The sequence below is a fragment of the Faecalibacterium hattorii genome (assembly GCF_003287455.1).
Classification (GTDB): Bacteria; Bacillota; Clostridia; order Oscillospirales; family Ruminococcaceae; genus Faecalibacterium; species Faecalibacterium hattorii.
In genome coordinates this window covers 86,832-101,354 of record NZ_PRLC01000004.1, presented here as the reverse complement: position 1 = coordinate 101,354, position 14,523 = coordinate 86,832, and the positions used below count along the sequence as shown (strand labels likewise).

Genomic DNA, 14,523 nt, shown 5'->3' with positions numbered 1-14,523 from the left:
AAGAATGCCAGACGAAACCTTACAGGCGGCTTTTGAAATCAAAACGACCTGCGATGAGATCAGCCGCAAGCTGCTGCGCTGGCACTGGGAGAAAAAGCCCGGTGCCCACAGCCTGAATGCGCTGCTGGAGCATATCGCCCAGCGCCAGCAGGAGAGCCCGGAATATTACGAGCGGATGCCTGACCTTTCGGGCAAAACAAGCTGGTCCCAGCTGGACACTACCCTCTGTATGCGGGTGCTGCTGGACCCGGAAAAGGACGCCGCCCGCCCGCTGGACCTGCTGGGCAACACCGAGCACCCCGGCGCGGCCCGCCGCGCGTGCAACGCCGTGCGCACGGCCCGCAACGAGGCTGCTCACGCCTCGGACCGCACCGCCGGGACACAGGCGGCCATCCTCTTCAACGAGGCCGTGGAGGCGCTGGAAGAGGGCTACGCGGGCACAGCTCTGCGCACCACGGAGCTGGAGCAGTATTACCGGATGGCCGAAGACTTTCTGGACCGCTGCGGCGCGAAAAAGCCCCTTGCAAGCGCGGCACCGGAAGGGCAGAAGGCTGCCCCGCGCAGCGCGAGACCCCGCAGCGAGGGGCAGCGCAAAACTTCTGGTTCCGGCAGCACGAGCCGGAGCCGCAGCGCTTCGAATGGACGGCGGAACACCGGCGGCGCGGGCCGCAAGGACGCCAACAGCCGCCGCAAGGGGAGCGGCAAGCGCACAAAAAAGCCCCGCACCAATTACGCGGTGCTGGGCTTGCTGGCGGTGCTGCTGGCCGTGGGGCTGCTGCTGCGCTGGTTTGGGATGAAAGGCTGAGGAAAAACAATGAAGCAAAAACTGATTTTTCTGGATATTGACGGCACGTTGCTGCCGCCGGGCGAAATGATCGTCCCGGAAAGCGCGGTGGACGCCATCCATCGCGCCCGCGCCAACGGCCACAAGGTCTTCCTCTGCACCGGGCGGAACCTGCGGATGACCCAGCCGCTCTTCCATTACGGTTTCGATGGCTTTGTCTGCTCAGCGGGCGGCTATGTGGGCTGCGATGGGAAGATCTTGGTGGATATCCCCATGGAGCCGGAACAGGTCAGCGGCTTGCGAGCCGCGCTGGAACGCGCCGGGGCCGAATGTACGCTGGAAGTGCGGGACGAGACCTACGGCGGCATCAAGATGATCGAGCGGTTCGCCAACCTCTTCCCCAAAACGCCGGGCAAGGTCAACAGTGAGGCCGAGCGCTGGCGCAAAATGATGGAGTTCGGCATGACCATCTGCCCCATCGAGAAGTACCACGGCGAACCGGTGTATAAAATCGTCTTCATTGCGCCGAACGAGGAGTGCCTTACCGAGGTCAAGCGGCAGTACGAGAGCCAGTTCGTCTTCTGCGAATCCCGCCTCGGCGACGAGGGCGGCGGCATCGTGAACGGCGAGCTCATCAACCGCAAGTTCGATAAGGGCACCGGCATCAAGGCCATCTGCAGCTTCCTCGGCTGTTCGCTAGCCGACACCATCGGCTTCGGCGACAGCGACAACGACCTGCAGATGACCGACGTTGTGGGCATCAGCGTCTGCATGGCCAACGGCTCCGACCACCTGAAACAGTGCTGCGACCGCATCTGCCCCGCCGTCTCCGAGGACGGTGTCGCCAAGGAATTCGCGGAGCTGGGGTTGATCTGAAGAACAAGATCCGAGAAACAAAAAATGGAGTGATTCCGGCAGGAATCACTCCATTTTTGCAGTTTGATGGGTTAGTAGTGCAGCTCGTCCGCAGTCAAACCTTCCAGTACAGGCAGCATGGCGGCGGCCTCGGCCTTAGCGGCGGGGAGGTCCATATCGCGGTAGTTGCCGCACTCCACCTCGCTGGCACCGGGGACGGCACCCTCAAAGGCGGCCATGAAGCGGAAGGATTCCACGATCAGCGCCAGCGCCTCGGCGGGGGTCAGGCCCCGCGTCAGCAGGTAGAAGCCGGTGCGGCAGCCCATAGGGCCGACGTAGATGACGCCGTCCTTGTAGGCGCTGTTCCGCGCGTAGGTGGCGAACAGGTGCTCCAGCGTGTGCGCGGCACCGGTGGAAAGGTAATCGCCGTGGTTCGGTTTCTTCATCCGAATGTCCCAAGTCAGCACGTCACCGTCCTGACGGCTCAGGTACATGCCGCGGTCGAGCTTGGTGTGGTCTACGCAAAAGCTTGCGATCCGTTCCATCTCGCTCACCTCTTACGCCTGAAGGCGCTGGACGCTGCCGTGTGCGCAGTCCACCGCGATGTCCAGACCGTCGCGGATGTGGCTGCAAGCGCCGACGGCACCCACGATAGTGGGCTTGAGCAGGGCCTTGCCGGCAATGGCGGCGTGGCTGTTCAGGCCGGCTTCCTCGACCACCAGAGCGGCGGCGTCGCGGACGTACTCCAGCATCTCGTTGGTGGTGGAGGGAACGACCAGAACCATGCCGGGCTTGAACTTGGCGCGGATCTCGTCCAGCGTGCGGCAGACGCAAGCCTTGCCGGAAGCGCTGGTCAGAGCGGCGCTCTCGCGGCCCACGCCCACACCGGTGGACAGGCAGTTGCCGACCATGTGGATCTTGATCATGTTGGTGGTGCCGGAAACGCCCACGGGGACGCCGGCGGTGACGACGGCCAGCTCACCGTTGTGGAGGTAGCCGTTCTTCTGGGCCAGTGCGGTGGACATCTCGATCAGCTCGTCGGTGCTGCGGGCGGGGCCCATCAGCAGGGAGGTGATGCCCCAGCTCAGGGAGAGCTGACGCTGCACCTGCTCGTCCATGACGCAGGCGATGATGGGCTGGGTGGGGCGGTACTTGCTCAGCAGGCGGGCCGTGTTGCCGGACTCGGACACGGTGACGATGGCGGCGGCGTTGACGTCCTTGGCGGTCAGGCAGGCGGCGTGAGCCGTTGCGTCGCTGACGCTGATCTGGCCGTGGGCCTCCTTGAAGCGCTCGTCACGGTAGTGGGGCTCGTTCTCGGTGCGCTCGGCGATGGCGGACATGGTCTTCAGGGCCTCGACCGGGTATGCGCCCGCAGCGGTCTCGCCGGAGAGCATGATGGCAGAGGTGCCGTCATAGATGGCGTTGGCCACGTCGGAGATCTCGGCGCGGGTGGGGCGGGGGTTGACCATCATGCTGTCCAGCATCTGCGTGGCGGTCACGATGGGCTTGCCGAAGGAGAAGGAGCGGTCGATGATGCTCTTCTGGATGCCGGGCAGCTCGGTGAAGTCGATCTCGACGCCCAGATCGCCGCGGGCCACCATGACGGCGTCGGCGGCAGCGAGGATGCTGTCGATGTTGTTGACGCCCTCGCGGTTCTCGATCTTGGCGATGATGCGGATGTTGGAGTCGTACTCGTTCAGCAGGTTGCGGATGTCGTAGACGTCCTGTGCGGTGCGCACGAAGGAAGCGGCGATGAAGTCAAAGCCGTTCTGGATGCCGAAGATGATGTCCTCGCGATCCTTCTGGCTCAGGTACGGCATGGACAGGTGGACACCGGGGACATTGACGCCCTTCTTGGTCTTGATCTTGCCGTTGTTCAGCACGGTGCAGGTGATGTCGGTGTCGGTGACCTTCTCGATGCGCAGCATGATCAGGCCGTCGTCCAGCATGATGGTGCCGCCCTCGTGGACATCCTGCGGCAGGTCCTTATAGGTAATGGAGCAGATCTCCTTGGTGCCCTCCACCTCGCGGGTGGTCAGGGTAAAGGTCTGGCCGGCTTCCAGCATCTCGACGCCGTTCTTGAACTCCTTCAGGCGGATCTCCGGGCCCTTGGTGTCCAGCAGGGCGGCGACGGGCTTGCCCAGCTCCTCGCGCAGAGCCTTCAGCTTGGCCAGACGGCCGCCGTGCTCCTCGTAAGAGCCGTGGGAAAAGTTAAAACGGGCCACGTTCATGCCGTTGGCGATCAGGTCGCGCAGGACGTCGCCTTTGTCGGTGGAAGGGCCAAGGGTGCAGATGATCTTCGTTTTTCTCATTTCAGTACCTCCAACTTTCTCAATACTACTCTCTATCTTAACGCAGCAGCCCAAACGGCTGCATTTGGCAAAGGACGGGATCCCCGGCCTTTTGCCGCGGCGAAAGACGCCTTGGTGGCTTTGGTTCAAAACCACACCACTCTATATTATAAACGGTTGGATACAATAGGGCAAGAGGAAGATTGCAAAGATTTGGTTAAAATTTCGTAAGGTGCTGCAGCGCGGGGAAAGCCCTTGCATCCGGGGGAAGATTTGCTTATAATGGAGCCAGAAATAAGTCTCACTTTCCCGTGGGACACCGACAAAGACGAAATGGAGAACCATCTATGGAAAAACGTGTCTTTCTGATCGTTCTGGACAGCTTTGGCATCGGCGCAGAGCCGGACGCCCCCGCTTTTGGCGATGCGGGCACCAACACCCTCGGCGCAATCGCGAAGCACCCGAATTTCAACTGCCCCAACCTGCAAAAGCTGGGCCTGTTCAACATCGACGGCGTGACGACGGGGGAGAAGTCCGACGCTCCGGTGGGTGCCTTTGCCCGGCTGCAGGAGCAGAGCATGGGCAAGGATACCACCATCGGCCATTGGGAGATCGCCGGTGTCGTCAGCCCGAAACCGCTGCCCACCTTCCCGAATGGCTTCCCGGAGGAGCTGATCCATGCGTTCGAGGAAAAGACCGGCCACAAGGTGCTCTGCAACAAGCCCTATTCCGGCACGCAGGTGCTCAAGGACTACGGTGAACAGGCGATGCAGGAGAACGCCCTCATCGTCTACACCAGCGCCGACAGCGTCTTCCAAGTGGCGGCCAACGAGGAGCTGGTGCCGGTACACGAGTTGTACCGCTACTGCGAGATCGCCCGCGAGATGCTGAAAGGCGAGTACGGCGTGGGCCGCGTCATCGCCCGGCCCTTCCTCGGCCGCACGGCGGATACCTTCTACCGCACCACCAACCGCCACGACCTGAGCCTGAAGCCGCCCCGCGCCACCATGCTGGACCTGCTGAAAGATGCGGGCAGGGACGTCATCGCCGTGGGCAAGATCTTCGACATCTTCGACGGCGAGGGCGTGACGGAAAAGATCAAAACCACCGGCAACACCAACGGCATCGCCTTCACCAAGGCGCTGCAGACCCGCGATTTTGAGGGCCTCGCCTTTGTGAACCTCGTGGATTTCGACATGCTCTACGGCCACCGCCGCGACGTGGCAGGCTATGCCGCCGCCGCCACCGAGTTCGACCGCTTCCTCGCCGACTTCGTCCCCGGTATGCGGGAGGGCGATCTGCTGATGATCACTGCCGACCACGGCTGCGACCCCTCCTATACCAAGACCACCGACCACACCCGTGAGTATGTGCCTTACCTGATCTGCGGCAAGGGCGTCAAGCCCGGCGTGGACCTCGGCACCAAGCGCTGCTTCGGCACCATCGCCCACACCATCTGCGATTACCTCGGCGTGGATGCCTCCACCCTCGACGGCCAGAGCATTCTGCCGGAAATCCTGAAGTAAAAGTCACAGAATGGCAACAAAATCCACGAAAATGCTTGAAGTGTGGCTTCCATTGTGGTAGACTGATTCTTGCCTGTCCGTGAGGAAAGAGCAGATCAGCTCTTTGTGGGCGGGCAAATGTAGGATTGGAACAAACAAAGGAGTTCATACAATGAAACTGAATCGTGCGATGGGCGTTGCACTGGCTGCTGCTGTGCTGGCCCTGTCCATGGCGGGCTGCTCCGGCAGCGCCTCCTCTACCACTGCTTCTTCCGCTGCTGCATCCTCCGAGGCTGCCTCTTCTGTGGCCGCTTCCGAGAGCGCTTCCAGCGAAGCCGCTGCGGCCAGCGTGGTCAGCACCGAGCAGATGGAAGTGAACGGCAAGACCTACGACGCCGACTGCTACGGCGAGTTCACCCTCTCCAACGGCGATACCATGAAGCTGTGGAAGCTGAATGGCGCTTACGAGGACCTGAGCGCTGAGCCCATGAAGGGCATGGTCGAGGAGTTCCCCATCGAGGCTGAGGAGAACACCGTGTATGTGGCAGACGTGACCTCCAACGGCGAGACCACCCGCCAGTATCTGCGTGCCGACAAGGTCGGCCGCAACGGCACCGCTTCCGTCAAGACCTTCGAGCTGGGCGACGCGGAATAAACGAATCTAAGGCGAAAAAAATTCCCGAACCAAACGGTTCGGGAATTTTTTGTTGCGGCTATTTACTGCCCGGAGCTGGAACCAAACAGGGCATCCAGCACGGTGGAAGCGGCCTGATGGAGGGAGGAAGCCGCCTGTTCCACTTGCTCCTGCGTAGGCAGGGAGATGGACGGTGCCTCGGTGGAACCGTCGCCAGAATCGCTCTCGGCGGGGGCCTCCTCCGCCGGGGCTTCGGTGGAAGCGGATTGCTCACCGTCAGCCGGGGGTTCCGGGGTCGTTTCCGCGGGGGGCTCGTCGGCGGGCACTTCCTCCTCCGGGATGCTCTCCGCCGGTTCCTCCACGATCACGCTGTCGGCCGGGGTCTCCGGCACGGAAACGGCGGCGTTGGGGTCGGCGGTCGGGGTGTGGACGTCGGTCTTCTCTGGGGTCTGCTGGGTGTCGCTGACGGTACCCTCGCCGCCCAGAACAGAGGCAATCAGCTCCTTGGCCTTGCTGACGGAGCTTTCATCGGGCTTCATGACGTAGAGGCTCTGGCCCTTGGCGGAGTAGCACTGGCTGCTCTTGCCGCTGGAACCGGTCACGGAGCAACTCTCGATGTCCCAGTTGGCGAGGTCCCCCAGCTGCATCCGGACCAGCGCGGAGATCTGCTCCTGCGAAAGGCTGGTCACGAAGCAGTTGGAAACGGCGTCCATCAGCTTGGAAAAACTCATCAGAACGGTGGGGGACTTGAGCTTGTTCGCCATGGCGTCGATGACCTTCATCTGGTTGATGCCGCGCTGGATGTCGCCGGAAGCGAAAGCGTGGCGCTCCCGCGCAAAGGCCAGCGCGCTCTTGCCGTCCAGATGGTTCCAGCCCTCGGCGAAGGTGGTGGGGTCATAGTAGCCGGGGCTGCCCACCGAGGTAAAGGCCTGATCGGAGTAGACGTCCACGCCGCCTACGGCATCGATGATGCTGATGAAGCCCGAAAAGTCGATGCGGATGTAGTGGTCCACTTGGATGCCGTACAGGTTGCCCAGCGTGGCCATGCTGGTCTCCACACCGTACAGGCCGGCATGGGTCAGCTTATCCTTGCTGTCAGTGCCCGCCAGATCCACGTAGTAATCGCGGGGAGTGTTGATGAGGGCGACCCGCTTGGTGGTGGGGTTGACCACAGCGAGGATGTTCACGTCACTGCGGGCTTTTTCGGTCAGCTCACCGCGGTTGTCCACGCCGCTGAGGTAGAGCACAAAAGGCTCCTTGGTGATCTTGTTGGCCTCTGCGCCGGAGATCAGGCCGGAGGTGACGTTATCCAACGCGGCAAGGCCCTGCTGCGCCCAGACGCAGCCGACGGCCAGCATGGCGCACAGAAAGACCGAGAACACGCGGGAAACGGTGCCGGGGGCCTTGTATTCCTGACAGCGCTTGACCAGCAGCCAGAACAGCACCAGCAGCGCCGCAATGATGACGAGGTAGAGGGTGGGCAGCATCTGGGTGCGGCAGAGTTGGATGAACGCCGCCACGCTGAGGATGGCTTGTACGATCAGCAAAACGGAACCTCGCTTCGGGGGCTTGTAGTCATTTCCGGAAGAGCGGCGGGGCGGCTGCGGGGCCGGGGCGCTGCTCTTTTTCGGGGGCTTCTTGGCGGGCGGAGGCGGCGTCGGCTGGGCCGTTTCGGGCGCAAAGAACGCCGAGCTGTCTACCACCACCGTTTTGTCCGGGTCGTTCCGGGCACCCCGGTGCACATGCCGGGAAGTATCTTTTTCATCGAACATCGAAAAACTCCTTTCGACTGGTCCCTCAGGACAGCGGGACGATGGTCAGCACCGCACGGGCGGGCAGACAGGTGGCCGACTGATCCTCTGCCGAGAGCCAGCCGTAGCCTTCGCAGATGTGGTCGGGGCAGGGCGAGTCTACAAAGCGGGCCGCGCCGTCCTTGACCTCGATGTGGACGGTGTAGGTACCGGTGTCCACGTCATACGTCGCATCCTTGTCCAGAGAAAACTTCTGCACGGTGTTGGCGTCGCCGTAGATCAGCTCCGCCTCCAAAGTGCTGCCGGGGGTGGTGTGGGCGGCACGCAGGGCGAACAGAATGCCCGCAGCGGCCAGAATCACCGCGGCAAAGATCAGGTTGACGAAAAGTTTGGAATGTTGTTTCATGGGTCATCCTTCGTGGGGGAAAAGTTGTTCCAGCTCGGCCAGCCAGAGCGCCGCCGCCGCGTCGCTGGGCATCCGCCAGTCGCCGCGGGGGGAGAGGGTCACGCTGCCGATCTTGGGGCCGTCGGGGAGGCAGCTGCGCTTGAACTGCTGGGCGAAGAACCGCCAGTAGAAATTGCGCAGCCACTTGTACAGCACTTCGTCCGGGTACTCGGCACGGCCCGCAAAGGCCGCCTTGGCCAAGCGGAAGATCTTCGCCGGGCCGAAGCCGAAGCGGAGCACGTAATAAAGGTAAAAGTCGTGCAGCTCATAGGGGCCCACGAGATCCTCCGTCTTCTGCGCGATCTCGCCGTCCTTGGCGGGGAGCAGTTCGGGGGAAACGGGGGTGTCGAGGATGTCCAGCAGGACGTTCTTGAGCTCTGCTGTGGCGGCAATGTCGGCTTCGTACCGGACGAGATGGCGCACCAGCGTTTTGGGTACGCCTGCGTTCACGCCGTACATGCTCATGTGGTCGCCGTTGTAGGTGGCCCAGCCCAGCGCCAGTTCGGAAAGGTCGCCGGTGCCCACCACGAGGCCGCCGGTGCGGTTGGCAGTGTCCATCAGCTCCAGTGTCCGGACGCGGGCCTGACCGTTCTCGAACGTCACGTCCAGCACGCTTTCATCCTGCCCGATGTCGGCAAAATGGCTGTGGACGGTGTTGGCGATGTCGATTTCGGTGAAGCTGACGTGCAGTTCGTCGCACAAAATTTCCGCATTGCTGCGGGTGCGCTTGGTGGTGCCGAAGCAGGGCATGGTCACGGCCAGCACATCGGTGGTGGGGCGGCCCAGCTGCTTCATGGCGCGGACGGCCACCAGCAAAGCAAGGCAGCTGTCCAGCCCGCCGGAGATGCCGATGACCGCCGTTTTGGCGTGGGCGTGTTCCAGCCGCTTGGCAAGGCCGTCGGCCTGCATCTTCAGGATCAGTTCGCAGCGCTCGGCGCGGCGCTTGGGGTCGCCGGGGACGAAGGGGGTGGGGTCCACCCAGCGGGTCAGCACGGCGTCGGCGGGGGTCAGGCTGAACTCCACCGTCACATAGCCGTCGGCAGAGGGCTCAAAGCTGGTGTTGCGGGCCCGCTCGGCCTCCAGCCGCTGACAATCCAGCTCGGTCTCGGCGCGGCCGCCCGCGAAGGGAGCCGCCTCGGCCAGCAGGGTGCCGTTTTCAGCAATGAGGTCGTGGCCCGCAAAGACCATGTCCTGCGTGCTCTCGCCGTGCCCGGCGGAAGCGTACAGGTAACCGCAGAGCAGACGGGCGGACTGGTTCTCCACCAATGCTCGGCGGTATTCCGCCTTGCCGACGGTCTCGTCGCTGGCCGAAAGGTTCGCGATGACGGTGGCCCCGGCGAGGGCGTGGAAGGTGGAGGGCGGCAGAGCGCTCCACAGATCCTCGCAGATCTCGACGCCCAACACGAAGCTCGGCATCTCCCGGCAGCGGAAGAGCAGCGAGGTGCCGAAGGGCACCTGCTGGCCGCAGACCGTGATGGTCTCCACCTCGGTGGAGCCGGGGGTGAACTGGCGCTTTTCGTAGAACTCGCCGTAGTTGGGCAGGTAGGTCTTGGGCACAAGACCCAGCAGCTGCCCGCGGCAGAGGACGGCAGCGCAGTTGTACAGCTTGCCCCGCGCCAGCAGCGGCAGCCCCACCAGCGCCACCACGTCCAGCTCCCGGCTGGCGTCCAAGATCGTCTGCAAGCCGGTCAGCGCACCCTGCTGCAAGGTGCGCTGCAAAAACAGGTCGCCGCAGGTGTAGCCGGTCAGGCAGAACTCCGGGAAGACCGCGAGCTTGACCCCGCGCCCGGCAGCCTCGCGCAGCTGCTGGATGATCTGGGCGGTGTTATAGGTGCAGTCCGCCACCCGCAGTGCGGGCGAGAGAGCTGCTGCTTTCAAAAATCCATCTTTCATCGGAGGATTTCACATCCTGTCTGTTGTGTTTGGCCACGGCGGACAGATGGGCCGCTGTGGTGCACATAGTATACCACACTCTGCGCCAAACGAAAAGTGACAGAGCGGTAAAAATTGCGTGAATAAAGCGGGAGCAAACAAAAAGAGCCGCCGCAGACAGGCTGCGGCAGCTCCGAACGAACACAAAATGGAAAACGAGATAGACCGTAAGCCGGGTTCTGTATTAAACGACGATCTGTCTCGACCTGCCATTGCTGACAGGCTCATGCCACCATCGGGACACGCGAGCAGCGCTATCCGTCCCATATAGGTGTTGCTTCCGGTAGGGTTTACAAAGCCGCATCGTCACCGGTGCGCTGGTGAGCTCTTACCTCGCCCTTTCATCCTTACCGCATTGCTGCGGCGGTTTCCTTTCTGTTGCACTTTCCCTGAGGTCGCCCTCGGCTGCCGTTAGCAGTTACCGTGCTCTGTGAGGCCCGGACTTTCCTCAGGGCGGTCAAAGCCGCCCCGCCGCCGTATGTTCCACTCGTTTTCCGTCCCTCATGATACCATAAAAAAACAAGAATTGCAAGTACAGCCGAAATTTGATATAATAAACTTATCTATCGCGTGCAATTTTTGGGGGGAGGGAAGAACGGATGAAGCTGATCTTTTCCGTCCCGCCCGAAGCGGATGGCGCGCTGCTGCGCAATTTTCTGCGGATGTGTGCCGTCTCCACCGAGCTTGCCCGCGCGGTGAAATTCCACGGCAGCGGCTTTTTTGCGGAGGGGGAACCCATCCTTGCCAACCGCCGGGTGGCCGCCGGGCAGGACATCTCCTTCGAGCTGCCCGAAGACGGCGCGGGCGTGGCCCCCCAGCCAGAGATCCCGGTGAAGGTCGTCTACGAGGATGCGTTCGCCATCGTGCTGGAAAAGCCGCCCCACCTTGCGGTGCACCCCACGCTGAACTACCCGCTGGGTACGCTGGCCAACGGCTATGCTGCCTTGATGGAAGCGCGGGGCGAAAGCCCGGTCTTCCGCCCGGTGAACCGGATCGACAAAGACACCAGCGGCCTTGTGCTGGCGGCGAAGAATGCCTACGCGGCCCCGCTGCTGGCCCGGAATGTGGAAAAGCGCTACGACGCCATCGCAGAAGGGGAGCTTCCCCTCGGCGAAGGGGTCATCGACGCCCCCATCGGCCGACAGGCGGAGAGCATCATCGGCCGGTGCGTGACGCCGGAGGGCAAGCCCAGCCGCACGGAGTATACCGTATTAGAAGCGGATCACGGCCTCAGCCTTGCCGCCTGTGTACCGGTGACGGGCCGGACCCATCAAATTCGGGTCCACTTCGCCTCCATCGGGCACCCGCTGGCCGGGGATGACCTCTACGGCGGCAGCCGGGAGAAGATCGGGCGTCAGGCGCTCCACTGCGCAAGCCAGACCTTCCGGGTGCCGCGGCATACCGTGACGCCGGAGGGCATCCGGGTGCAGGTGCCCGGCCGGGACGAGGCGTGGCAGACCGTCACCGTCGAAAGCCCGCTGCCGCCGGATATGAAGGCCCTTCTGGGATAAAAATCCTTTTCAAATATGAAAAGGAAGTGAAAAGTCCGTGAAAGGTCTGCCCAAATTCTGTGAGGAACCTTGTTTCGGTGCGGACAGAGTGTATAATAAGACTGAATGAGTCATTTTTGGACTTGATTTTTGATCCTTGTCAGGAAGGAGCAACCCCTTTTGATCGACGAAAAGACAAATGAACCGCGGCAGGAGACCCCGTCAGCGCCGCCGGTGAAGCACAAGCGGACGCTGCGCTCGTTGTGGGCCCAGCTCCAGTGCAGCCGGCTGCTGCGGAGACACCACTTCCGCCGCAAGACACAGCACCGCATGAACAACCTGTCGCAGAAGCTGCGGGGGAGCGCCATGGTGCTGACGGTGGGCGAAGAGCTTTACGCACTGGGCTTTGCTGCCGAATATACGCTGGTGCGTGTGGGCCGCGGCCTTGCCGCCGGGTGGCTGTGGCTGTGGCACGGCATCTGCGATGTGCTGCATGAGGTGGCCGTCACCGCTTTCCCCGGCGCGGCCCAGATGTTCCGGGAGCTGTTCGGCCCCATTCTGCTCTTCTTCCGGGGCATCGGCTCTTTGCTGGTGCACGCCTACGATGTCCGGAAAAAGCAGGGCTTCGGCGCGGCGCTCAAGGCCAGCGCCCACTACTTTGCCAGCGGCATCCGGCGCAACCGCGAATTGCTGCCCCGGATGGCCATGTACATCCTGCCGGTCTGTATGCTGGCGGTGTTCTTGTCCGTCTTCAACCACACCATCCGCCAGCCCTATGCGCTGGCGGTGCAGGTCAACGGCCAGACCGTCGGCTATGTGGCCAACGAAACGGTCTTCAACCTCGCCCGTGACGACGTGATGCAGCGTATCAATTACGCGGGCACCGATAAGACCGATTGGACCATTGAGCCGACCTACACCATCTCCATCGCCCATCAGGTGATGGACGAGAGCGAGACCGCCGACGCCATTCTGAAGAGCGCCAGCGACGAGATCAGCGAGGGCACGGCCCTGTATCTGGACGGCGAGCTCACCGCAGTCTGCTCCGATGGCGACGCGCTGCGCACCTACCTGAACAATATGGTCAGCCCCTACGAAGAGGAGTACAAGGACGACGAGAACGTGACGGTCGGCTTCAACAAGACCGTCACGCTGGAAGACGGCATCTACTTCAACGACAGCTTCGAGGATGACAACTCCATCGAGGATCTGATCTCCGGTGTCCGCCAGCAGGAACAGACCTACACGGTCCAGACCGGCGACACCCTGTGGTCCATCGCCCAGAAAAATGACCTGACCTTCCGCGAACTGTGTGCCCTGAACACCAACTTCAAGGGGGCACCCCTGACCGAGACATCGAACATTCAGGAAGGCGATACCCTCATCGTGACCAAGGAAGAAGCGACGCTGGAGGTGCGGATCACCAAGGTGGAGGCCCGGCAGGAGGAGATCCCCTTCAGCACCGAGACCACTAAGTCCAGCGATTATACCAAGGGCACCACCAAGACCCTGCAGGAGGGCGAGAACGGCATCCGCCTCGTGACGCTGCAGAATGTTTATGATACCAACGGCACCCTGCTGGAGCAGACGGTCCTCTCGACCCAGACCATCAAGGAGGCCGTGAACAAGAAGGTCGTCGTCGGCACCAAGAAGGTGACCAACAAAACCCAGTACATTACCGGCAGCGGCCAGTTCATCTGGCCTGTACCCAACTACCGCTACTGCTCGCGCTGGTACGGCAGCGGCCACAAGGGCGTGGATATCTGCGCCCCGGCGGGCACGCCCATCTACGCCTCCGCCGGCGGCACCGTCACCAAGGCGGGCTACAATAAGGCGGGCGCGGGCACCGGCTACGGCTACTCGGTCATCATCAGCCACTCCGGCGGCTACACCACGGTCTATGCGCACTGCCTGTCCCTGACCGTCAGTGCGGGCCAGAGCGTCCGCCAAGGCCAGCTCATCGGCTATGTGGGCAGCACTGGCCGTTCCAGCGGCAACCACTGCCACTTTGAGATCCGTCGCAGCGGTTCCTATCTGGCCCCACAGAATTTCTTCCCCGGTAAGAAATAAAAATAAAATAAAGGAGATCAAGACTATGGCAACCCCTCACATCAGCGCTGAAAAAGGCGACTTCGCAAAAACCGTTCTGATGCCCGGCGATCCGCTGCGGGCAAAATTCATTGCAGACACCTTCCTCAAGGATGTCCGTCAGGTCACGGCTGTCCGCGGGATGCTGGGCTTTACCGGCACCTATGAGGGCCACCCCATCAGCGTGATGGGCAGCGGCATGGGGATGCCCTCCATCGGCATCTACTCCTACGAGTTGTTCAAGTTCTACGATGTGGATAACATCATCCGCATCGGCTCTGCGGGCAGCTACACCGACAAGGCCAAGCTCTTTGACGTTGTGCTGGCCACCGGTGCCGTCAGCGAGTCCAACTATGCCCGCGTCCAGAGCGGCTTCGAGGGGGACATCACCCTGCCCAGCGAGAGCCTGAACGAGAAGCTCCGCGCTTCCGCCGCAAAGCAGGGCATCCCTCTCATCGAGGGCAGCATCCACTCCTCCGATGTCTTCTACCGCCAGCCCTCCGACGCAAAGCCGACCTATTGGGAAAAGCTGCGGGACGAGCGCGGCTGCCTCTGCGTGGAGATGGAGAGCTACGCCCTCTTCGCCAATGCACAGGTTCTGGGCAAGAACGCCGCCTGCCTGCTGACCATCTCCGACAGCTTCGTCTCCCCGGAGATCACCACCGCCGAGCAGCGTCAGAACAGCTTCACCAGTATGATGAAGGTCGCCTTGGGGGCAGAATACTGATTATGGTTTGAAAAGAAAGAG

At 62.3% G+C, this 14,523-nt stretch carries 12 protein-coding genes and 1 other RNA gene; 7 read left to right on the top strand and 6 right to left on the bottom strand.

What is annotated here, in order from left to right; all coding sequences use genetic code 11:
* Window positions 1-4: 4 nt before the first annotated feature.
* Window positions 5-805: a hypothetical protein gene (locus tag C4N23_RS04110; RefSeq protein ID WP_112144243.1), complete on the top strand. Its 801-nt coding sequence runs from the start codon at window positions 5-7 to the stop codon at window positions 803-805.
* Window positions 806-814: 9 nt separating this feature from the next.
* Window positions 815-1,660, top strand: a complete 846-nt coding sequence (locus C4N23_RS04105; RefSeq protein WP_112144241.1) for an HAD family hydrolase — start codon at window positions 815-817, stop codon at window positions 1,658-1,660.
* A 71-nt stretch (window positions 1,661-1,731) separates the two neighbouring features.
* Here the strand turns inward: C4N23_RS04105 and C4N23_RS04100 are convergent, their stop codons facing one another.
* Together C4N23_RS04100 and pyk are read right to left on the bottom strand one after the other, a co-directional pair.
* Complete coding sequence (locus C4N23_RS04100) at window positions 1,732-2,184, bottom strand: S-ribosylhomocysteine lyase (RefSeq protein ID WP_112144238.1); 453 nt, start codon at window positions 2,182-2,184, stop codon at window positions 1,732-1,734.
* A gap of 12 nt (window positions 2,185-2,196) precedes the next feature.
* Window positions 2,197-3,951 (bottom strand): pyruvate kinase, encoded by a 1,755-nt coding sequence (gene pyk, locus C4N23_RS04095; protein ID WP_055189314.1) that lies wholly within the window; start codon window positions 3,949-3,951, stop codon window positions 2,197-2,199.
* 326 nt (window positions 3,952-4,277) lie between these two features.
* Here pyk and C4N23_RS04090 point away from each other — a divergent pair, with 326 nt between their 5' ends.
* Window positions 4,278-5,456: a phosphopentomutase gene (locus C4N23_RS04090; RefSeq protein WP_112144236.1), complete on the top strand. Its 1,179-nt coding sequence runs from the start codon at window positions 4,278-4,280 to the stop codon at window positions 5,454-5,456.
* 151 nt (window positions 5,457-5,607) lie between these two features.
* Window positions 5,608-6,090, top strand: a complete 483-nt coding sequence (locus C4N23_RS13965) for a hypothetical protein (protein ID WP_181567067.1) — start codon at window positions 5,608-5,610, stop codon at window positions 6,088-6,090.
* A 62-nt stretch (window positions 6,091-6,152) separates the two neighbouring features.
* Here C4N23_RS13965 and C4N23_RS04080 read toward each other — a convergent pair whose 3' ends face one another.
* The 4 genes from C4N23_RS04080 to rnpB form a co-directional block, all read right to left on the bottom strand.
* Window positions 6,153-7,841, bottom strand: coding sequence for an LCP family protein (locus C4N23_RS04080; RefSeq protein ID WP_112144235.1), 1,689 nt, complete (start codon window positions 7,839-7,841; stop codon window positions 6,153-6,155).
* A gap of 25 nt (window positions 7,842-7,866) precedes the next feature.
* Entirely contained in the window at window positions 7,867-8,226 is a 360-nt protein-coding gene (locus C4N23_RS04075; RefSeq protein ID WP_112144234.1) for a NusG domain II-containing protein, read from the bottom strand.
* A gap of 3 nt (window positions 8,227-8,229) precedes the next feature.
* A complete protein-coding gene (locus tag C4N23_RS04070) occupies window positions 8,230-10,158 on the bottom strand; it encodes an NAD(+) synthase (protein WP_112144233.1) in 1,929 nt (642 codons plus the stop codon).
* Between the two features lie 191 nt (window positions 10,159-10,349).
* An RNA gene (gene rnpB / locus C4N23_RS04065) (RNase P RNA component class A) lies at window positions 10,350-10,687 on the bottom strand.
* 109 nt (window positions 10,688-10,796) lie between these two features.
* Here rnpB and C4N23_RS04060 point away from each other — a divergent pair.
* The 3 genes from C4N23_RS04060 to deoD all read left to right on the top strand — a co-directional run bounded on the left by C4N23_RS04060 (window position 10,797) and on the right by deoD (window position 14,502).
* Window positions 10,797-11,708: an RluA family pseudouridine synthase gene (locus C4N23_RS04060; RefSeq protein WP_112144232.1), complete on the top strand. Its 912-nt coding sequence runs from the start codon at window positions 10,797-10,799 to the stop codon at window positions 11,706-11,708.
* A 159-nt stretch (window positions 11,709-11,867) separates the two neighbouring features.
* The gene (locus C4N23_RS04055; protein WP_112144231.1) at window positions 11,868-13,757 is read left to right on the top strand and encodes a peptidoglycan DD-metalloendopeptidase family protein; all 1,890 of its coding nucleotides are present in this window, start codon (window positions 11,868-11,870) and stop codon (window positions 13,755-13,757) included.
* Between the two features lie 25 nt (window positions 13,758-13,782).
* Window positions 13,783-14,502, top strand: coding sequence for a purine-nucleoside phosphorylase (gene deoD / locus C4N23_RS04050; RefSeq protein WP_112144230.1), 720 nt, complete (start codon window positions 13,783-13,785; stop codon window positions 14,500-14,502).
* Window positions 14,503-14,523 lie beyond the last annotated feature (21 nt).